Source organism: Lentzea sokolovensis (genome assembly GCF_033949975.1).
GTDB lineage: Bacteria > Actinomycetota > Actinomycetes > Mycobacteriales > Pseudonocardiaceae > Lentzea > Lentzea sokolovensis.
Genome location: NZ_JAXAVU010000010.1, coordinates 32677 through 51718 on the forward strand (window position 1 = coordinate 32677; position 19042 = coordinate 51718).

20 protein-coding genes are annotated in these 19042 nt (G+C 68.9%); 10 read left to right on the plus strand and 10 right to left on the minus strand.

Going from position 1 to position 19042, the window contains the following annotated elements; genetic code table 11:
- The first annotated feature begins 59 nt into the window (after positions 1-59).
- Positions 60-401 carry a DUF1844 domain-containing protein gene (locus SK854_RS22090; RefSeq protein WP_093596535.1) on the plus strand — a complete coding sequence of 114 codons (342 nt, stop codon included), beginning with the start codon at positions 60-62 and terminating at the stop codon, positions 399-401.
- Here the strand turns inward: SK854_RS22090 and SK854_RS22095 are convergent.
- The 7 genes from SK854_RS22095 to SK854_RS22125 form a co-directional block, all read right to left on the minus strand.
- Positions 382-789, minus strand: coding sequence for a hypothetical protein (locus SK854_RS22095; protein WP_319976985.1), 408 nt, complete (start codon positions 787-789; stop codon positions 382-384). The genes SK854_RS22090 and SK854_RS22095 overlap by 20 nt on opposite strands.
- Entirely contained in the window at positions 786-1442 is a 657-nt protein-coding gene (locus SK854_RS22100) for a hypothetical protein (protein ID WP_319976986.1), read from the minus strand. Before SK854_RS22100 ends, SK854_RS22095 begins: the two co-directional genes overlap by 4 nt.
- Positions 1439-2029, minus strand: a complete 591-nt coding sequence (locus SK854_RS22105) for a hypothetical protein (RefSeq protein ID WP_319976987.1) — start codon at positions 2027-2029, stop codon at positions 1439-1441. Before SK854_RS22105 ends, SK854_RS22100 begins: the two co-directional genes overlap by 4 nt.
- 67 nt (positions 2030-2096) lie before the next feature.
- A complete protein-coding gene (locus SK854_RS22110; protein WP_319976988.1) occupies positions 2097-2492 on the minus strand; it encodes a DUF7919 family protein in 396 nt (131 codons plus the stop codon).
- A gap of 84 nt (positions 2493-2576) precedes the next feature.
- The gene (locus SK854_RS22115) at positions 2577-2957 is read right to left on the minus strand and encodes a RidA family protein (RefSeq protein ID WP_030481733.1); all 381 of its coding nucleotides are present in this window, start codon (positions 2955-2957) and stop codon (positions 2577-2579) included.
- Between the two features lie 11 nt (positions 2958-2968).
- Positions 2969-3715 carry an IclR family transcriptional regulator gene (locus SK854_RS22120; RefSeq protein ID WP_319976989.1) on the minus strand — a complete coding sequence of 249 codons (747 nt, stop codon included), beginning with the start codon at positions 3713-3715 and terminating at the stop codon, positions 2969-2971.
- Positions 3716-4681: a sugar kinase gene (locus SK854_RS22125; protein ID WP_319976990.1), complete on the minus strand. Its 966-nt coding sequence runs from the start codon at positions 4679-4681 to the stop codon at positions 3716-3718.
- A 97-nt stretch (positions 4682-4778) separates the two neighbouring features.
- Here SK854_RS22125 and SK854_RS22130 point away from each other — a divergent pair, with 97 nt between their 5' ends.
- The 5 genes from SK854_RS22130 to SK854_RS22150 all read left to right on the plus strand — a co-directional run bounded on the left by SK854_RS22130 (position 4779) and on the right by SK854_RS22150 (position 11763).
- Positions 4779-6059, plus strand: coding sequence for an amino acid deaminase (locus SK854_RS22130; RefSeq protein ID WP_319976991.1), 1281 nt, complete (start codon positions 4779-4781; stop codon positions 6057-6059).
- A gap of 11 nt (positions 6060-6070) precedes the next feature.
- The gene (locus SK854_RS22135) at positions 6071-7654 is read left to right on the plus strand and encodes an N-acyl-D-amino-acid deacylase family protein (protein WP_319976992.1); all 1584 of its coding nucleotides are present in this window, start codon (positions 6071-6073) and stop codon (positions 7652-7654) included.
- A complete protein-coding gene (locus SK854_RS22140) occupies positions 7651-9054 on the plus strand; it encodes a GntP family permease (protein WP_319976993.1) in 1404 nt (467 codons plus the stop codon). The genes SK854_RS22135 and SK854_RS22140 overlap by 4 nt, the downstream gene beginning before the upstream one ends.
- A 4-nt stretch (positions 9055-9058) precedes the next feature.
- Entirely contained in the window at positions 9059-9574 is a 516-nt protein-coding gene (locus SK854_RS22145; protein ID WP_319976994.1) for a hypothetical protein, read from the plus strand.
- Positions 9575-9672: 98 nt separating this feature from the next.
- Entirely contained in the window at positions 9673-11763 is a 2091-nt protein-coding gene (locus tag SK854_RS22150) for an alpha-galactosidase (protein ID WP_319976995.1), read from the plus strand.
- Between the two features lie 48 nt (positions 11764-11811).
- On the opposite strand, the gene SK854_RS22155 is transcribed toward SK854_RS22150, so the two are convergent.
- Together SK854_RS22155 and SK854_RS22160 are read right to left on the minus strand one after the other, a co-directional pair.
- The gene (locus SK854_RS22155; protein ID WP_319976996.1) at positions 11812-12975 is read right to left on the minus strand and encodes a hypothetical protein; all 1164 of its coding nucleotides are present in this window, start codon (positions 12973-12975) and stop codon (positions 11812-11814) included.
- Positions 12976-13047: 72 nt separating this feature from the next.
- Positions 13048-14208: an FAD-dependent oxidoreductase gene (locus tag SK854_RS22160; RefSeq protein WP_319976997.1), complete on the minus strand. Its 1161-nt coding sequence runs from the start codon at positions 14206-14208 to the stop codon at positions 13048-13050.
- 75 nt (positions 14209-14283) lie between these two features.
- Between SK854_RS22160 and SK854_RS22165 the strand changes: the two genes are divergently transcribed.
- The 4 genes from SK854_RS22165 to SK854_RS22180 are packed head-to-tail and all read left to right on the plus strand — an operon-like array spanning position 14284 to position 18549.
- Positions 14284-14880: a TetR/AcrR family transcriptional regulator gene (locus SK854_RS22165; RefSeq protein WP_319976998.1), complete on the plus strand. Its 597-nt coding sequence runs from the start codon at positions 14284-14286 to the stop codon at positions 14878-14880.
- A 34-nt stretch (positions 14881-14914) separates the two neighbouring features.
- Complete coding sequence (locus SK854_RS22170; RefSeq protein WP_319976999.1) at positions 14915-16165, plus strand: VWA domain-containing protein; 1251 nt, start codon at positions 14915-14917, stop codon at positions 16163-16165.
- Entirely contained in the window at positions 16162-17352 is a 1191-nt protein-coding gene (locus tag SK854_RS22175) for a vWA domain-containing protein (RefSeq protein ID WP_319977000.1), read from the plus strand. The genes SK854_RS22170 and SK854_RS22175 overlap by 4 nt, the downstream gene beginning before the upstream one ends.
- 9 nt (positions 17353-17361) lie before the next feature.
- On the plus strand, positions 17362-18549 hold the full coding sequence (locus SK854_RS22180) for a vWA domain-containing protein (RefSeq protein ID WP_319977001.1): 1188 nt from the start codon (positions 17362-17364) through the stop codon (positions 18547-18549).
- On the opposite strand, the gene SK854_RS22185 is transcribed toward SK854_RS22180, so the two are convergent.
- On the minus strand, positions 18546-19013 hold the full coding sequence (locus SK854_RS22185; protein WP_319977002.1) for an SRPBCC family protein: 468 nt from the start codon (positions 19011-19013) through the stop codon (positions 18546-18548). The two genes, SK854_RS22180 and SK854_RS22185, sit on opposite strands and share 4 nt — an antisense overlap.
- Between the last annotated feature and the right edge of the window lie 29 nt (positions 19014-19042).

The following is a 19042-nucleotide window of genomic DNA, read 5'->3' on the forward strand; positions in this document are numbered from 1 at the left end:
AACCCCCCAATCGCGGCCCTGTGACGTCGGCCCCGCACGGGGGCTTGCTTGAATAGGGCGTGACCGATCCGCTTGAAGACAGCATCCGTGACCTGGGCGATGTCCCCAGCATCGAGGTGATCAGCCGGGCCGCGGTGATGCTGCTGTCCGCCTCCGCGGAGCGCCTGGGCCTCGCCGACCCGGACCCCGACAACTCCCCGCGCCGCGACCTCGACGAGGCCCGCCGCCTGATCACCGGCCTCGCCGGCCTGATCACGGCGACCTCCGAGTACCTCGGCCCGCACGCCGCTCCGCTCAAGGACGGCCTGCAGTCGGTGCAGCGCGCGTTCCGCGAGGCCTCGGCCGTGCCGGACGAGCCCGGCCAGGGTCCCGGCGAGAAGTTCACGGGTCCCGTGTACTGACCGGCGGAGCCAGGTTCAGCAGGCCGGCTACGAGCGTCATCTCCACGTAGGTGCCCTCGTAGCCGGACTCTCTCATCGCCCGCGCCGCCTCCTGGGCCTCCCCGATGGAGAACCCGAGCGCGTCGCGGAACGCCTTCAGCAGCACTCCACCTCCGACCGACTCGTCGGTGAGCGTCAGGCACCAGGCCCCGTGCCGGGCCAGGATCTCGTCGCGGATCCACGCGGGCGCACCCTGGCCCCGGTCGCACGAGGCGACCTGGCACCCGGTGCACTGCCAGTCCTCCTCCCACCGGAGCTCGCCGTCCTGGACGAGTTGCACCGCCCAGCCCGTGCGCGGCGCACCGCAGTTCTCGCACTGCCCTTCGAGCTCGGCCGCCTGGCGGATCACTCGGCGCGCACCACGATCGGCTCCCACGGCTCCGCCCTGACCTGGAACACCGCGCTGGCCCGTTGCCCGGTGGCGGCCCGGAAGGTGATGGCGGAGCCGTTGTGGAGCGGCCCCACCTCGAGGTGCTCGACCGGCGGCTCGTCGTCGTACTGGGAGAGCCCGAGCACGCGGCTGCCCGGCACGACGGACACCGTGAGCTGCTCGATGACGGCGGGCCCGCCGAAGTAGCTGAGCCGGAACTCGTCGGGTGCGCCGGGCGTGATGGCGAACGTCGGCATGCCGCTGCGGTTGCCGCGGGCGGCGATGACCTCGACCAGTCCGTTGACCTGTGCGGTCATCTGCTGGGCGATGAGCTGCGCCTCGTCGGCCAGCATCCGTGACGCCGTGGCCGCCTCCGCCGCCTTCCCGACGGCCTCCTCGGCCTTCGCCGCCGCCTTCTTCGCCTCCTCCGCCACGTTCTTGGCCTGGAAAGCGCTGGCCGTGGCCTGCTCGACGGCCTTGCGCGCGGCCTGCGCCTCCTCCTGAGCCTTGGCGGCGGCCTCGTGGGACTTCTTCGCGGCGTCCTGGGCGTGCTTCGCTTCGCGGGCCTGCCACAACGACACGGCCACCGCGCACATCGCCACCACAGCGGCGATCACCGCCAGCGCGATCATGCCCGCACCCCCACCGAGGCGAGCTGACGTCGTGCCAGCTCGTCGATGACGTCCGTGTCCCCGGTCCGCCAGGCCACCGCAGGATCACCGTCGAACTTGCCGAGCTCCCGCGGGGACAACGATGTGAGCGCTCTCAGGGCCAGCAGGTCCGGCATCCCCCGCAGACTCGCGGTGTTGGCGGCCTTGCGGGCGTATCGGAGCCTGATGGGCAGCCACGTGATGAGCAGGAACAGCACCGGGACGACGACCAGTGCGGCCGCGAGCCAGAACGCGGAGTCCTGGACCACGCCGATCTGCGCGTTGCCCGCGTTGGTGAGCGTCTCGCCGGCCTTGCTGCCGTTGCCGAGCGCCCCCGCCAGGTCCTCGCCCACGAAGGGCACGCCCCTGGCCTTGCCGGCGGCGTTGGTGAAGGCGTCCCGGATGCTGCCGCCCGCGCTGACCAGTCCGTCTCCCGGCGCCCTCAGTTCGAGCACCCAGTCGTGAACGGTGGTCGCCACCCAGATCCAGAGCCCGACCCAGCCGACGGCGAGGAGGTCGGCGATCAGTTGACGCGTGAACCTGACCGGTCTGTCCGCGTACCACTTCATAACCGGATGCTGCCACAACGTACTTCGGGGTCTTACCGCCTGTGAGCGGTAAGACCCCTAAGTACAGCTACATCTTCACGTCCGCGGTGTGCAGCACGGCCGCCACGAACGCCTCGGGCGGCTGGTACTCGTGCTCGATCACGTAATGAATCACCAGTGTGGGCGCGGAGTACCGCACGCCGTCGGCGCCCACCGCGTGGATCTCGGCCGAGCCCATCGAGGTGACAGCCGACGGCCGGTGCGGCTTCGGCACGTCCTCGAACGCCCCCTTGCAGAAGACGCACCAATGGAATCCGCGCGTCTGGTTCTGGACGTCCTCGTTGAGCCTGAGCAGCGCGTCGACGAACTCGGGCGCCACCGGACCACGCGGGAAGTCGTGATCGGCGTCGAGCCAGCCGACGTTGAGCATCTTCTCGTCGGACTCGAAGTACTCGTACGGCGAGAGATCCGGGTAGTAGGTCATCTTCGCGTCAGCTTCCACTCTCGGCCTCGGAGAACGAGTCAGGCACCCTCCGGCCGGAGGGTGCCTGACGGGCAGCACAGTGGATCAGTCGACTACGGCCAGCGCGTCGATCTCCACCAGCAGTCCGGCGGGCAGCCCGACGTAGACGGTGGTGCGGGCGGGCGCCGGGTCCGTCACGAACTCGCCGTAGACCTCGTTCAGCTCCGCGAAGTGCGCGGTGTCGGTGAGGTAGACGCGGATCATCACCACGTCGTCGATGGACGCGCCACCGGCGGCGAGCACGGCGTGCAGGTTCGCGAACGTCTGGCGCGTCTGCTCGGCGACCGTGGTGCCGACGATCTCGCCCGACTTCGGGTCGAACGCGACCTGGCCGGCCACCTGCAGGATGTTGCCCTTGCGCACACCCTGCGAGAAACGGGCCACCGGCTGCGGAGCGTCAGCGGTCTTGATCTCAACCTTGGACAACGGAATTCCCCTTATCTGGATACAAAACCGCATTCGGCCGATGCGGCTTCGGCGGTGGCGAGCAGGTCTGGCAGGTGGGCCAGCAGGCCGTCGAAGTCGAGCAGCACCTTCGGCACGGACATCGACACGGCCGCGAGCACCTCGCCGCGAGCACCCCTGATCGGGGCGGCGATGCAGTGGATGAAGTCCTCGTGCTCGGAGTTGTCGACGGCGTACCCGTTGGCGCGCACGCGTTCCAGTTCGGCCAGGTACGCGGTCGGGCCGATGATGGTGTTCGCGGTCAGGCGCGGGAACTCCATGCCCGCCAGCACCTTCTGCAACGCCGCGGCGGGCAGGTCGGCCAGCAGGATCTTCGCCACGGCCGTGCAGTGCAACGGCGCGCGGCGGCCGATGCGCGAGTACATCCGCATCTGGTGCCGGGACTCGTACTTGTCGATGTAGATCACCTCACCGTCCTCGTAGGACGCGAGGTGGACGGTGTGGCCGAGCCGGGAGTTCAGGTCGCGCAACGCGGCCTCGGAGGCGCGGCGGACGTCGCGTTCCTCCAGGGCCAGGTTCGCGAGGTCGAAGAGTGCGGTGCCGAGGCGGTAGTGGTGCACGCCGTCGCGCTGCACGAACCGGTGCGACTCCAGCGTGCGCAGCAACCGCAGCGTCGTCGACTTGTGCACGCCGATCACGCCGGACAGCTCGTCCAGCGTCTTCGGACCGGTCGCGAGCTGGTTCACCAGCGTGAGCGCGCGGTCGAGGCTCTGGCTCATTCACACCTCCAGGCGGGCGGACGCCCACGTCTGCGAATCGGCGTGCAGCAGCGGATCTGTCACGTCGTCCGGCAAAGGATCGCCGACGTCCTCGGCGGTGAGCAAAGCGGACGCCGCCTGCAGGTGCCCGGCGCGCAGCCGGACCGACGGACTCTCCCCCGCCAGGGTGGCCGCGAGGAAGCCCGCCGCGAACGCGTCGCCCGCGCCGACCGGTTCCACGACCTCGACCTTCAGCGCCGGTTCGAAGTACGCCGAGCCCCCTTCGAGCAGCGTCGCGCCATCGGCACCCTGCTTGACGACCAGCGACCGCGGGCCGGGCAGCAGCTGCCGCAACCGCGCGGGGTCACCGGTGCCCCAGACCAGTTCCGCCTCGTCGGAGCCGGCCAGCACGACGTCCGCCATGTCCGCGAGTTCCCGCAGCACGCGCGGGTCGCGGTCGGTCCACAACGCCGGACGCCAGTTCAGGTCGAACGAGATGCGGAACCCGTGCCGCGGCCGCCTCAGCAGCTCGCGCATCAGCGCGAGGCACGAGTCGGACAGGGCGGGCGTGATCCCGCTGAGGTGCACCAGCTTCACCTCGCCGAGGCCGAGCCGGTCGATCATCTCCAGTCCCATGCCCGACGCCGCCGAACCGCGCCGGTAGTAGCGCACCGGGCTGCCGTGCGGTGAGGCCTCCTTGACGTAGAGGCCGGTCGGGCGGGACGAGTCGATCCGCACGCCGGACACGTCGACACCGAAGCCGCCCACCGTGTCGAGCACCGCGAGCCCGAACGAGTCGTCGCCGACCGCGCTGACCCACGAGGACCGCACGCCGAGGCGGGTCAGGTGCATGGCGACGTTGGACTCGGCGCCACCGACGGCCCGGTGCCAGGTGCGCACCAGATGCACAGGACCGGGTTCACCCGGAACCATCATCACCATGGTCTCGCCGAGACACACGACACCGCCGACGTGTTCGAACCGCATACGTGCTCCAGAGGTGTTCGTTGACGGCGGCGAGTACGAATGCTACACAACTCAGCATCACATCGCGCAATGGGAGTTGCAAAATATGCAACATCTGATGGAGATGGACCTTTCGGCCGTCGCGGACATCAGGTCGGAACAGGTCAGCTGGCGCTTCAAGGGCCTGCCGTCGAGCACGTTCGGCGCGACCATCGGTGAGGTGGCCGACCGGCGGCTCGACCTGTTCGCCGACGAGTTCGTCGGACCGCTCGTCGTGCTGGACGCGGACGCGTTGACGCACAACCTGACGACGATGTCCAAGTGGTGTGACAACCACGGCGTGAAGCTGGCCCCGCACGGCAAGACGACGATGGCGCCGCAGCTGTTCCAGCGGCAGATCGAGCACGGCGTCTGGGGCATCACCGCGGCCAACGCGTCGCAGCTGCGGGTCTACCGGGCGTTCGGGGTGAGCCGGATCCTGCTGGCGAACCAGCTGCTCGACCCGGCGGCGTTGCGCTGGCTGGTCGGCGAGCTCGACGGCGACCCGGACTTCGAGTTCAGCTGCTGGGCCGACTCCGAGGCCGGCGTCGCGCTGATGAGCGAGACGCTGCAGGAGCTCCAGCCCGGACGGCCAGTCGACGTGATCGTCGAGCTCGGCGCTCCCGGCGGGCGAACGGGCGCGCGGGACCTGGAGACGGCACTGGCCGTCGCGCGGGCGGTGGACCAGAGTCCGGTGCTGCGACTGGTCGGCGCGGGTGGCTACGAGGGCGCGCTGGCGCACGACGCCTCCGAGTCGTCGCAGTCCGTTGTGGACGGCTACCTCGACGACCTGCGCACGCTGGTGCTGAGGCTGGCCGACGCCGGGCTGTTCGACGAGCTGGACTCGGTCATCGTCACCGCCGGCGGCAGCGCGTACTTCGACCAGGTGGCGGCGACGCTGGCCAAGCCGTGGCCGGTTCCGGTGACCCCGGTGCTGCGCAGCGGCGCGTACATCACGCACGACGACGGCTTCTACCGAGGGATCTCGCCGTTCTCCCGCATCGAGGGCGTCGAGCCGTTCAAGAGCGCTCTTCGCGCGTGGGCCCAGGTGACGTCACGGCCGCAGCGCGACCTGGCGTTGCTGACGATCGGCAAGCGCGACGCGTCGTTCGACGAGGGCCTGCCGGAGCCTCAGCTCGTGCGCCGCGGTGACGGCGCGATCGCCCCGCTGACCCAGGCTCGCGTGACCGCCCTGAACGACCAGCACGCGTTCCTGTCGCTGGGGCCGGAGTCCACGGTCCGCGTCGGCGACTGGATCGGGCTCGGTCTCTCGCACCCCTGCACGGTGTTCGACAAGTGGCAGCTCATCCCGGTCGTGCAGGGCACGACCGTGGTCGACCTGATCCGAACCTACTTCTGAGGAGTGCCGGGATGGACGACGTCGTTCTGCGCGGACCGCTGATCGCCGACGGCACGGGCGCGGCCGCCTACCGGGCGGACGTGGGGATCAAGGACGGCGTCATCTCGTCCATCGGCGAGTCGATCTCGGCCACGCGGTCGATCGACGCGGACGGGCTGGTGCTCGCGCCGGGGTTCATCGACATGCACTCGCACTCGGACCTGCGGATCCTCGCGGAACCCGATCACCTGGCGAAGGTCTCGCAGGGCGTCACGACCGAGGTGCTCGGCCAGGACGGGCTGTCGTACGCGCCGGTGAACGACGAGGTGCTCGCGACGTTGCGCGGCCAGCTCGCCGGGTGGAACGACGACCCGCCGGGCTTCGACTGGAACTGGCGCTCGGTCGGCCAGTACCTCGACCGCCTCGACCAGGGCATCGCGGTCAACGCCGCGTACCTGGTGCCGCAGGGGACGCTGCGGATGCTGGCCGTGGGCTGGGAGGACCGTGCCGCGACCGACGCCGAGATGCTCGTCATGAAGAACAAGCTGGCGAAGTCGTTGGTGGAGGGCGCTTTCGGCATGTCGTCCGGGCTCACCTACACGCCCGGCATGTACGCGGACACGTCCGAACTCGTGCAGCTGTGCGAAGTCGTCGGGAACTACGGCGGCTTCTACAGCCCGCACCACCGCAGCTACGGCGCCGGCGCGTTGGAGGCGTACGCCGAGATGGTGGACGTCTCGAAGCGTTCCGGATGCCCGCTGCACCTCGCGCACGCCACGATGAACTTCCCGGTGAACAAGGGGAAAGCGCCCGAACTGCTGGCGCTGCTGGACGACGCGATCGCCGGTGGCGCCGACATCTCGCTCGACACCTACCCGTACCTGCCCGGCGCGACGTACCTCTCGGCGCTCCTCCCGTCGTGGGCGACGGAAGGCGGGCCGGACAGCGCGCTGGCAAGGTTGTCCGATGTGGACACCCGGGAGCGCATCCGCGAGGAGATCGAGGAGACCGGCTCGGACGGCTGCCACGGCGTGCCGGTCGACTGGGACTCCATCGAGATCAACGGTGTCCGCAACGACCGCAACGCGCACCTGGTCGGCGCCAGCGTCTACAGCTCGGCGCTGCGGCTCGGCCGCGCTCCCGCCGACCTGTACTTCGACGTGCTGGTCGACGAACGGATGGGTACCTCGTGCCTCATGCACGTGGGCCACGAGGAGAACGTGCAGGCGATCATGAAGCATCCGGCGCACACCGGCGGCAGCGACGGGCTGCTCGTGGGTGACCGGCCGCACCCGCGCGCGTGGGGCACGTTCCCCCGTTACTTCGCGCGCTATGTCCGCGAACTGGGCGTGCTGAGCCTGGAGGAGTGCGTCGAGCACCTCACAGGCCGAGCTGCCAAACGTTTGCGGCTCACCGACCGGGGTCTGGTCCGCGAGGGCTACGCGGCCGACCTCGTGCTGTTCGACGCCTCGAACATCGCCGACACGGCGACGTTCGACGAGCCTCGGCAGCAGGCCGCCGGCATCCCGTACGTGTTCTGCAACGGGGTGACGGTGATCGACGACGGAACCGCCACCGGCTCATTGCCAGGCCATTCACTCAGGAGCCGCCCGTGATCGACTGGTTGCAACACTCAACAGGGGGCTTGCTCACCCTCGCGGTAGTCAGCATCGCGGTGCTGCTGCTACTGATCATCAAGTTCAAGGTCGAGCCGTTCATCGCGCTGATCGTCGTCGCACTGCTGGTCGCCCTCCTGGCCGGCGTGCCGGTGGAGACGCTGGTCGGGTCGGCGCAGAAGGCCTCGGACTCGTTGCTGGAGAAGGGCTTCGGCTCCATCCTCGGGCACATCGCCGCGATCATCGGTCTCGGCACGCTGCTCGGCGCGATCCTCGAGGCGTCCGGCGGCGCGCAGGTCCTGATGGACAAGCTGATGAACGCGTTCGGCGAGAAGAAGGCGCCGGTCGCGATCGGTCTCGCGGGCCTGATCTTCGGCGTACCGGTCTTCTTCGACATCGGCATCTTCGTGCTCGCGCCACTGGTCTACGTGGCGGCCAAGCGCAGCGGCAAGTCGATCGTGCTGTTCGCCATGCCGTTGCTGGCCGGCCTTTCGGTCATGCACGCGTTCATGCCGCCGCACCCCGGACCGGTGGCGGCGGCCGGTCTGCTGAAGGTGTCGCTCGGCTGGATCATCATCATGGGTCTCGCGGTGGCGATCCCGTCCTGGTTCGTCGGCGGTGTCCTGTACTCGTACTGGATCGGCAAGCGCCTCAACGTGCCGGTGCCGGAGGAGATGCTGGCCGCGGCCGAGTTGGCGCGCGCGGAGAACGGCGGCGACGATCGTGACCCGCCGTCGCTCGGACTCGTGCTCTCGATCATCGGCCTGCCACTGGTGCTGATCCTCGCCGGCACGTTCGGCTCGATCCTGCTGACCAAGGGATCGAGCCTGTACTCGGTGGCGACGTTCTTCGGCACGCCCGCGGTGGCGTTGACGATCTCGGTGCTGCTCGCCTTCTGGTTGCTGGGTTTCCGGCGCGGCATGACGCGGGAGAAGGTCGCGGAGCTGTCCGCCGCGTCCCTGAAGCCGGTCGCGATGATCCTGCTCGTGGTCGGCGCCGGTGGTTTCTTCGGCGCCGTGCTGGCCGCGACGGGCATCGGCAAGACGCTGGCGAACGAGCTGTCGGGCATCGGCCTGCCGGTGATCGCGCTGGCGTACGTGATCAGCTGCGTCATCCGCATCGCACAGGGTTCGGCGACGGTCGCGATCGTGACGACCGCGGGCATCGTCGCGCCGGTGGTGGCGGACCTGAACTACTCGCAGCCGCAGCTCGCCCTGGTCGTCATGGCCATCGCGTCCGGTTCGATCATCGCCTCGCACGTGAACGACGGCGGGTTCTGGATCGTGTCGCGGTACTTCGGCCTGTCGGTCAAGGAGACGCTGCAGTCGTGGACGGTCCTCGAGACCATCCTGTCGGTGGTCGGATTCGTGGTCGCGGGGTTGCTCAGTCTGGTTGTCTGATCGGGTGCTCCGGAACCTGATCTGTCTGTTCGTGGTCGCGGCGGTGGCGGGGTGCTCCTCGCCACCGCCGTCCGCGTCTCCACCCTCTTCGGCCACGCCGGACCCAGCGGCCGTGCAGGCGTGGGTCGACCAGGTCTGCGCCGCGGACGACCCGATCCTCGTGGTCAGCGCCGTGGTGGCGATGGCGCCGAAGTTCGCCCAGGGCCAGCAGCCGACGGAAGCGGACCGTCCGGCGGTGATCGCCTCCCTGACCAAGCTGCGCGACATGTACGCGCAGTCGAAAACCGCATACGACGCCATCGGTCCGTCGCCGTTGCCTCGGGGCGACGAGCTGGTCGCGGGGCATCGCAAGGGACTGGGCGAGCTCGTGCCGAAGTTGCAGGACTACCTGGACAAGGCGCAGGTGTTCCCAGCTCAGGGCCTCGACGCACCGCTCACGGTGGCGGCCGTCGACGCCGTGTCGTGGAAGCCGGAGGGCCCGAGCCTGAGTGATCTGCAGGCTCCAAAGTGCTCGAAGTAATCGGACACAACTCAACATTCCCCAACGCTTGACAACACCGGGTCCAGATCTGAGGATCGGCTCAATGTTCATTTGTGTTTGATGTGGACGGGGCCCGCATGAGCAACACGGAGGTCGTGCACCTGCACGACGACACCTCCAGCATCGTCATCACCCTCATGGGCGCGAGCCTGCCGGTCGTGACGCACTGGGGGCGAACGCTCGGAGACCTCGACCGGACCGCGCTGCGCGGCCTGGTCGACGCCGTGTCGTGGACCAATCCGAACAACGCGCCGGACGACCCGGTGCCGCTCGCGCTTCTGCCCGACGCGGGCGCCGGCTACGTCGGCCGTCCCGGACTGCGCGGCCACCGGGGTGGCGAACACTTCGCGCCCGCGCTGACGGTGACGTCGTTCTCCGGGGAGGACGGCTCGATCTTCCGCTACGTCGCGTCGGACGAGGCCGCCGAGCTGACCGTGAACGGCACGCTGGAACTGCTGCCGTCCGGCATGCTCCGGCTCCGGCACGTCGTCCGCAACGACGGCACGTCGCCGTATTCGTTGGAGGGCCTGGAAACCGCGCTCCCCGTCCCCTCCTACGCCACTGAACTGCTCGACTTCACCGGGCGCTGGGCTCGTGAACGCGCGCCGCAGCGGCAGGCGTTCAACTACGGCTCGTGGGTGCGCGAGAACCGCCGCGGCCGCACCGGGCACGACGCGACCATCGGGTTGCTAGCCGGTACGCCGGGGTTCTCGTTCCGCGACGGCGAGGTGTGGGCGCTGCACGTGGCGTGGAGCGGCAACCACGTGACGTACGCGGAGAACCTCGTCGACGGCCTGCCCGTCCTGGGCGGCGGTGAACTGCTGCTGCCGGGCGAGATCACGCTGGCACCAGGCCAGGAATACGAGTCGCCGTGGCTCTACGCGGCGTACTCGAGCGCGGGCATCGACGGCATCAGCGCCGCGTTCCACCGGCAGTTGCGGGAGCGTTCACTGCGTCCGCGCCCGGTCGTGCTCAACACGTGGGAGGCCGTCTACTTCGACCACGACCTCGCGCGGCTGACGTCGCTGGCCGACACGGCCGCCGCCATGGGGGTCGAGCGGTTCGTGCTGGACGACGGCTGGTTCCGCCACCGCCGCGACGACTCCGCCGGGCTGGGCGACTGGTACGTCGACGAGACCGTGTGGCCGGACGGGCTGACCCCGTTGATCAAGCACGTCCGCGCGCTCGGCATGGAGTTCGGCCTCTGGTTCGAGCCGGAGATGGTCAACACGGACTCGGACCTCTACCGCGCCCACCCGGACTGGGTGCTCGGACCGCGTCCCGGCGTGCTGCCGCCACCGTCGCGCAACCAGCAGGTGCTGAACATCGCGCACCCCGAGGCGTACGCGTACATCCTCGACCGCGTGTCGTCCGTCTTGTCGGACAACGACATCGCGTTCGTGAAGTGGGACCACAACCGCGACCTGATCGGCTCGCGCGTGCACGAGCAGACCGCCGCGTACTACCGGCTCCTCGAGGAACTGCGGCTCCGGCACCCGCACGTGGAGATCGAGAGCTGCTCGTCCGGCGGCGGGCGGATCGACCTCGGCGTGCTCGCGCACACCGACCGCGTGTGGACGTCGGACTGCAACGACGCCCTGGAACGCCAGCTGATCCAGCGGTGGACCGGCGTTTTCCTGCCGCCCGAGCTGATGGGCGCGCACGTCGGCCCCACGAAGTCGCACACCACCGGACGCGTGCACGACCTGTCATTCCGCGTGGCGACGGCGCTGTTCGGGCACTTCGGGATCGAGTGGGACATCAACTCGGCCACCGACGAGGAACGGGCCGGGCTGCAGGCCGCGATCGAGTACTACAAGGACGTGCGGGCGTTGGTGCACACCGGTGTCACCGTGCACTCCGACCACCCGGACCCCTCGGCCTGGGTGCACGGAATCGTTGCCGCCGACCAATCCGAGGCCCTGTTCGGGTACGTGCAGCTCGCGACCTCCGTGCAGAACAAGCCCCGGCGAGTGCGGCTGCCCGGTCTCGACCCGGAGCGGACGTACCGGGTGTCGTTCGACGCTCCGGCGGGACGACCCAGGCTGATCCAGAGGCTCCCCGCGGACTGGAAGTCCGTGGAACTGCCCGGTTCCGTGCTGTCGGAGGTCGGGATCCAGCTGCCGGTGCTCGAACCGGAGCAGGCACTTCTGGTGCGTCTCAAGTGAAAAGAGCCCCGGCGGGATGCTTCCCGCCGGGGCTCCTTCTCTCCCCTTTTACTGGCCGGCGCGACTTCCGTCGGCCTTGGTCGCCCACCACTTCCCGCCAACGCCCTGCCCGTTGGCATCACCGCAGACCTTGTCCCCTGCGAACATGTACTGCGGCCACCCCGCGATGGTGAGCTGTTTCTTCCCGTCCCGCTCGATCGTTCCCACGAGTGCGGCGTCCACGCCCTGCACCTGGAAGCCCTCGCTGACGAAGGCGGGCGGCCATTGCACCGCGCAGTCGCCGGAGCAGGTGCTCGTCGGCGGTTCCGCGGAGTCGTTGTCGAACCGGTAGAGCGTCATGCCGTCCTTGTCGGTGGCGACGACGCCGAGATCTCCGACGGTCGCGCTGGTCAACGCGATCGCCTTGTTCTGCTGGGCCTTCTTGCCGTCGGTGGCGGTGGCGAACCACTTCGGCACCGTGACGCCCTTGGCCTCACCGGGCTTGCTGTCGTTCTTGAACGTGTACTGCGGCCAGTTCGCGACCGTGAGCTGCTTCTTGCCGTCCTCGCGGGTGACCGTGCCGAGCAGCTTCGGGTCGACGCCCTTCACCCGCGGCGTCTCGCCCTCCACCAGCACCGGCGGCCAGCTCTCGGCGCAACCACCGTCGCAAGTGGACGCAGGAGGCTGGGCCGTGTCGCCGTCGAACCGGTAGAGCGTGAGACCGGCGTTGTTGGTCAGCACCGCTCCCAGCCCGGCGATGACACCCGTTCGCGCCGCGAGCTGGGTGCGGGCGCCGTCCTTGCCGGTGGCGAACCACTTGCCCTGCAGGCCCTGGCCCTTGGTCTCACCGGGCTTGGCGTCCTTGGCGAACCGGTACTGCGGCATGCCGTCGACGGTGATCTGACGGCTGCCGTCCTTGCGGACGATGCTGCTGACCAGGTTCCGCTCGACGCCGGTCACGCCGAAGTTCTCGTCCGCGACGGTCGCCGGCGGCCACGCGGCGGCGCACTCACCGTCGCAAGTGGACTCCCCCGGCTTGTCGCCGTCGAACCGGTAGAGGGTGAACCCCTCGACGTCCGTGACCACCGGCCCGAGGTCCGCGTTCTCGGCGACGTTCAACGCCACCACGGCTTCTTGCTGCTGCTGCGCCACCGGTGTGCTCTCCGGCGTCCCCGCGCAGGCGGTCAGCGAGATCAACCCCAACGCGACGACCGCAACGCTCTTGCGGATCATCTTGAACCTCCTGGCTAGTGCCACCCAACGCCCATCACACGCAGAGCGAGCCAGAACGGTTCAAACTGATTTTCAGAACATCGCGCGCTTCAGCGCGGGCACCGCGCTCGCGGTCCTGAGCACGGTCTTGAAGATGGTCCGCGCGACCGGGCCACCGTCGGCGAACTGACGGGCGGCCTTGAGCGAGTCGCGCACGGCGGCGAACCCGTAGTCGTACATCTCCTTCTCGTACCGGGCGATCGCGTCACCGCCTTCGGCGACGCACCGCGTGAGCAGTTGCGCGTCCTTGAGCGCGATGTTCGCTCCGACGCCTCTCATCGGCGTCATCGCGTGGATGGCGTCGCCGAGCAACGTGACGTTCGTCGGCTGCCAGCGTTCGATCGGCCTGGACGACCGGAGGCGCCATTCGCTGATCGTCTCCGCGGGCGAGGCCGCGACGATCCGGTTCAGCTCGGGGCTCCACCGCGAGATCCGGCCGAGCACCTCGCGTTTCAGGTCCTGTCCATCGTGGACGGTCAGGCCGGCGGCCGCGTAGGCCCACATCAGGTAGGGACGCACGTTGTCGAACAACGGATCGTCCTCGTTGTCGGTCACGCCCAGCCCGTCGTGCACGACCAGGAACATGCCGGCCCTGCTCGTCGGGATGATCGAGTTGGCCCTGACGACCAGCCGCCGCGGCACCCAGTCGTTGTCGTCGAGGTACAGCTTCCCCGCGATCGCCGTGACCCCGATCTTCTCGGTGCCCGCGTGCGGCAGGTACTGCTCGCGCACCCGTGACCGGATCCCGTCCGCGCCGACCAGCACGTCGCAGTTCGCGGTCGTGCCGTCGTCGAAGTGCAGCTTGATGTCGTCACCTTGCTCGTAGCGCTCGAATCGCTTGCCGAACCGCACGTCCAGCCCGTCGAGCAGCACCTGCCGGAGCGTGATCCGGCTGGCCGAGTAGTGCTTCTCCTCGTCCGGGTCGAGCACGAGCAGCGGCTTGAGCTGTTCGGTCAGGAAGCCGAAGCCGTTCTCGCTGGAGCCCGCACTCCGTTCGAACCGCTCCCAGTTCGCCGCGGGTAAGCACTCCCGCAGCGCAGCGGCACCGTCGGGATTGATGTGCACCCGGTACCCCTGCAGGCGGTCCGTGCGCGAGAGATCGCGCTCGTACACCGCCACGTCCACGCCGGCCTTGCGCAACCCGTGCGCCAGGCACAGCCCGCCGATTCCCCCACCGATCACTGCGATTCTCATGTCGCCGAGTTTCAACCGCTTGGTTGATTAAGTCAACTCATTGGTTGAAAGCAGGCCGTCGGCTACCGTGTCGACGTGGATCAACGCCGCTCTCCCAGCGCCTCGGAGCGCAAACGCGACCCGGAACGCACGCGGGCCCTGCTCCTGGAAGCGGCCGCGGCGGAGTTCGGCGCGAAGGGCTACGCGGCCACGCGCACCACGGACATCGCGGCGCGGGCGGGCGTGAACAAGCAGCTGATCTCGTACTACTTCGGCGGCAAGGAAGGCATCTACAAGGAGCTCGCCACGAGCTGGCACGGCTCCGCCGCCGAACTGGCCGGCCGGAGCCAGGCGCTGGACGAGGTGGTGGCGGGCTTCGTGATGACCACGCTCACCGACCACGGCCGCATGTGGGCGTGGGCGAACCTGGCAGGCGACAGTCCGCCGACCGACGAGGAGTTCTTCCGCGGCCAGGTGGAAGGGATGCGGGCGCGGCAGGCCGCCGGCGAACTGCCCGCGGACGTCGACCCCGCGTTCCTGCTGCTGGCCCTGATGGCGGCTGCCTCCGCGCCGCTGACCCTGCGGCAGAGCGCGGGCCAGATCACCGGCGAGGACCCGGCCACGCCCGAGTTCGCCGCGAAGTACGCGCAGCAGCTCGCCGCGCTGGTGCGGCACCTGTCCGGCCGAACCTGACTTCTTTCGCGCCCAAACTCGCTACCGTTTTTCCATGGACGAGATCAGGCTGTCCGTCGACGCGACGAACGAGTTGTCGAAGACGGCCTCCGAGGCGATCCAGAAGGCCCACGAGGAGCTCGACGAGCCGGACGCGGATCCCAAGTACACGGTGCACCTGGGCAAGGCCAAGGGCGTCATCGTCGGCGACAACGCACGGCAGTGGAACACGTTCTGGGAACTGCCGAAGAGCGTGCGGCGGCTGCTGATCGCCCTGCTCGCCGGCGTGCTGATCGCCGGCAGCACGGTCGCGGTGATGCGGTGGGTCGTCCCGATCTTCACGCCCGTCTACAAGACGACGTTCCTGATCGACGCCGCCGAGGGTGATCTGGCGAGCGTCACCGGTGCGCTGACGACCGTGATCGGCAACTCGGGCGAGCGCGACTCCCAGTCGTTGCGCAGCTTCGGCGGCGAGTGCGGTTCGGACGAGAACACCACGCAGCTCGTCGGATTCGGCACCGGCAACCGCCAGGAGATCGCCCAGGCCGCGCAGTCGGTGCGGCAGGGCACGAAAGCCACGCTGCAGCGCGGAATCGTCGAGGCGGTCAGCGACTTCACCACCCCGTTCTCGCTGAACGCCAAGCAGGTCAACCGGATCATCGTCGTGACGAGGCACGGCCGGGACGCGTGCGATCCCGACGACGAGTTCGTCCAGTCCCAGATCCGGGACCGGGTCGCGGCGGCCGGGCTGTCGATCGAGTTCCGGTTCATCGGCTACCAGGTCGACGACGGTGGCGACGAGCTGACGGAGCTGGCCGCACAGCTCAAACAGCAGAAGCCGACGTTCACGGACTCGCCGGAGGAGCTGAAGCGCGTGCTCGCGTGGTTCACCACCATCGAGCCGGTGCTGCGGTCGTCGCAGTCGGTCGTCAACGTGCTGAACCCGACCGTGGACAAGCTCAACTCGGCGACCGAGGCGATCAAGAGCGGCCGGTTCGACCTCGCGGACGCCGCGATGACCGAGGCCAGGGACGCCGTCGTCGACTTCGAGATCAAGGACCTCGACGGCCGCACCAGTTCGGCGGAAGCGGTGCGGTTGCGGGACATGGCGGTGCGGCTGCGCACGTTGCAGGCCTCGGTGATCGAGGCGGCGGAGCAGTTGCTCGGCTCGGCTCGTTCGGGGCGGAACCTGGCGGAACCGCTCGCCGTCTACTCCAAGGCCGCCGAGGCGTACAACGCCGAGGCGGGGAACATGACGGACGAGCTCACGTCGCTGCGTGCGAAGGGCCCAGGGGGAACCGGATGAAACGCTGGCCGCTGGCGGCAGGTGCCGTGGTTCTGGTGCTGGGGCTGGTGACCGGCGGGGCGTGGTTGACCCTGACTCCCGACCATCGCACCACGTTCCTCGTCGACGCGTCCGAGTCGCCGGACTTCGGCGAGGTGGCGGACGCCGTCGGAGCCGCCGCGTCCAACATGTCCGCCGACGACTCGCTGGCACTGCGTCGTTTCGGCGGCACCTGCGCTTCTCCGGACACCTCGGAGCTGGTCACGCCCGGCACCGGGCAGGCCACCGAGATCGCCGGCGCGGCGCGCGCGATCAAGCCCAGCGGCAGCGCGACTCTGCTGAGCGGCGTGCTCGCGGCGATCGACGACTTCGCGCGCACCTACCCGTTCCGCGGCTCCGTCACCAACCGGGTCGTCGTCATCGCGCGTGGCGGCGCCGACGCCTGCGGCAAGGGCGCCGACGAGGTCCGCACGATCATCGACGAGCACACCGCACGGGCGGGCGTGAAGATCGACTTCCGGTTCGTCGGCCACCGGCTCACCGCCGACCAGGTCAAGGTCCTCAACGAGATCGCGGCCGCCACCGATGCGCGGAAACCCCTTCTCACCAAGACTTCCGACGAGCTCGTCACCACGATGAAGGAGATCTCGGTCCCCGCGGACCTCGTCGCCAAAGAGGTGAAGACAGCGCCGTGCGACGGCGTTACCCCCGAGACGCTCGCGGCAGCGCACCCGCTGGGAGCCGACGTGCGCTACTTCGACGTCAAGTGTCAGCAGGACAAGTTCGTTCTCGCGAAGGCGAACACCACCACCGCCGTGGTCGACAACCTCCTGGTGGTCTTCGAGCTTCAAGGAGAAACGTGGAAGTACCAGAGCTCGGGCACGTCGCTGCCCTGTGGCTCGGTTCCGCAAGAGGTCTGGAAGCAGTGGGAGATGCCGTGCGAGTTCGAGCCCGTCGTCTGCCGTGACGGCGAACAGAAGGTGACGGATCTCGACGGGGTCGGGTGTCCCGCGGCCATCGACATCGCGGACCGCTACCGGGCCGCGATCAGCGCACAGCAGGCACAGGGTCAGGGCCTGTTCTGGGATTCCGGCGAGTGGTCGTGCTCCTGGCCGTACGAGGACGGCTACTCGCATGCCGGGACACCGCTGAGGTGCGTGCGGACGACGGACAACAAGGCCGTGCGACTCGGCGACTACCAGCGGTGAGGTGACGAGATGAAGCGCTGGCTGCTGGCCGGGATCGCGGTCGTGGCGGTACTGGGGCTGACCTTCGGCGGCGTAGTCGTGCTGCTGACGCCCGACCACCGCACCACGTTCCTCGTCGACGCGTCCGAGTCGCCGGACTTCGGCGAGGTGGCGGACGCCGTCGGAGCCGCCGCGTCCAACATGTCCGCCGACGACTCGCTGGCACTGCGCCGTTTCGGCGGCACCTGCGACTCCCCCGACACCGCCGAACTGGTCACGCCCGGCACCGGCCAGGCCGGCAAGATCGGTGATTCGGCCCGGGCCATCACCCCCGGCGGCAAAGCGACTCTGCTGAGCGGCATCCTCGCCGCGATCGACGACTTCGCGCGCACCTACCCGTTCCGCGGCTCCGCGACCAACCGCGTCGTGGTCATCGCCCGCGGTGGCGCCGACGCCTGCGGCAAGAACGCCGACGAGGTCCGCACGATCATCAAGCAGCACACGGACAAGGCCGGCGTGAAGATCGACTTCCGGTTCGTCGGCCACCGGCTCACCAGCGAGCACGTCAAGGTCCTCGGCGAGATCGCCGCGGCCACCGGCGCCCAGGAACCGCACCTCACCATGACCTCTGGCGAACTGGTCACCACGATGAAGGAGATCTCGGTACCCGCGGACCTCGTGGCGCAGGAGTTGAAAACGCCGAAGGCTTGCGAGACGGTGACCTTGGAAGTGCTCCAAGCGCTGCACCAGGTGAAGGACAACGAGCAACGGCCTGCTCGTCTGACCGAGTTCGACTGTCAGCAGGACCGCTACGTACTCGCTCAGGCGGACATCGCCCCCAGCCTCGGCGGGATCTCGTTTCCTGTCCTGTTCGAGTTCAAGGACCAGGCGTGGCACTTCGTGGAGGCTCACTACGAGATGTTGTGCGGCGACGTGCCCCCGGAGGTGTGGAAGGAGTGGGGGGCTGGCTGTGTGCCCAATTCGGTCGTGTGCCGTGAGGGCGAGGCGAAGGTGACCGACGTGTCAGCGAGGACGGGCTGCGCCGCCGCCATCGAGGTGGCCGACCGCTACCAGGCCGCGATCGACGCCGGTCAGACGAACGGGGAGAACCTGAGCTGGATCTCCGGCGAGTGGGCCTGCTCACGGCAGGCTCTCGGGCCTCCGTTGCAATGCACCAGCACGAACAACGGCGCGGAAATCGGCATCGGCACCACTTAGGCTTCGCCCCGGCTGGCGGACTTGGCTTCGAGGACCTGCTTCAGGCCCTTGAAGCCGCCGCGCATCATCATGTCGTGGTTGCCGCGGAAGAACGGCTTCGCGATGAGCACCAGGCGCCGCAGCAGCGGCTTGTTGACCACCACTTCCTGGTCGAACATGAGATCGGTGCCGCCGTCCCGGCCGGTGATCTCCCAGCTCGCATAGCCTTCGAGGTCGCCGGACAACGTGGCGCGGAGAAGCCCGGCCTGCTGGTTCCTGATGCTGTGCCTGACCTGCACGACGAGGTCGAACGGCAGGAACGAACGGCACCTGAGCTCGCCGGTCTCGTCGTCGATCTTCGTGGCTTTGCGGATCTCGGTCCACCACAGCGGGTAGTTCGCGATGTCGGACAGCACCTCGTACACGACATCCGGGGGCGCGTCGACGTGCCACACGCTGCGGAAGCGATAGCGGTTGAGTGACACGGCCGCCATCATCCCGGATACCACGTCCG

Bases quoted from the DNA above. Each gene is read 5' to 3' on its own strand.
- SK854_RS22100 (WP_319976986.1), bottom strand. From the start codon at position 1,442: ATGATCGCGCTGGCGGTGATCGCCGCTGTGGTGGCGATGTGCGCGGTG.
- SK854_RS22105 (WP_319976987.1), bottom strand. From the start codon at position 2,029: ATGAAGTGGTACGCGGACAGACCGGTCAGGTTCACGCGTCAACTGATC.
- SK854_RS22110 (WP_319976988.1), bottom strand. From the start codon at position 2,492: ATGACCTACTACCCGGATCTCTCGCCGTACGAGTACTTCGAGTCCGAC.
- SK854_RS22120 (WP_319976989.1), bottom strand. From the start codon at position 3,715: ATGAGCCAGAGCCTCGACCGCGCGCTCACGCTGGTGAACCAGCTCGCG.
- SK854_RS22125 (WP_319976990.1), bottom strand. From the start codon at position 4,681: ATGCGGTTCGAACACGTCGGCGGTGTCGTGTGTCTCGGCGAGACCATG.
- SK854_RS22130 (WP_319976991.1), top strand. From the start codon at position 4,779: ATGGAGATGGACCTTTCGGCCGTCGCGGACATCAGGTCGGAACAGGTC.
- SK854_RS22135 (WP_319976992.1), top strand. From the start codon at position 6,071: ATGGACGACGTCGTTCTGCGCGGACCGCTGATCGCCGACGGCACGGGC.
- SK854_RS22150 (WP_319976995.1), top strand. From the start codon at position 9,673: ATGAGCAACACGGAGGTCGTGCACCTGCACGACGACACCTCCAGCATC.
- SK854_RS22155 (WP_319976996.1), bottom strand. From the start codon at position 12,975: ATGATCCGCAAGAGCGTTGCGGTCGTCGCGTTGGGGTTGATCTCGCTG.
- SK854_RS22160 (WP_319976997.1), bottom strand. From the start codon at position 14,208: ATGAGAATCGCAGTGATCGGTGGGGGAATCGGCGGGCTGTGCCTGGCG.
- SK854_RS22170 (WP_319976999.1), top strand. From the start codon at position 14,915: ATGGACGAGATCAGGCTGTCCGTCGACGCGACGAACGAGTTGTCGAAG.
- SK854_RS22175 (WP_319977000.1), top strand. From the start codon at position 16,162: ATGAAACGCTGGCCGCTGGCGGCAGGTGCCGTGGTTCTGGTGCTGGGG.
- SK854_RS22180 (WP_319977001.1), top strand. From the start codon at position 17,362: ATGAAGCGCTGGCTGCTGGCCGGGATCGCGGTCGTGGCGGTACTGGGG.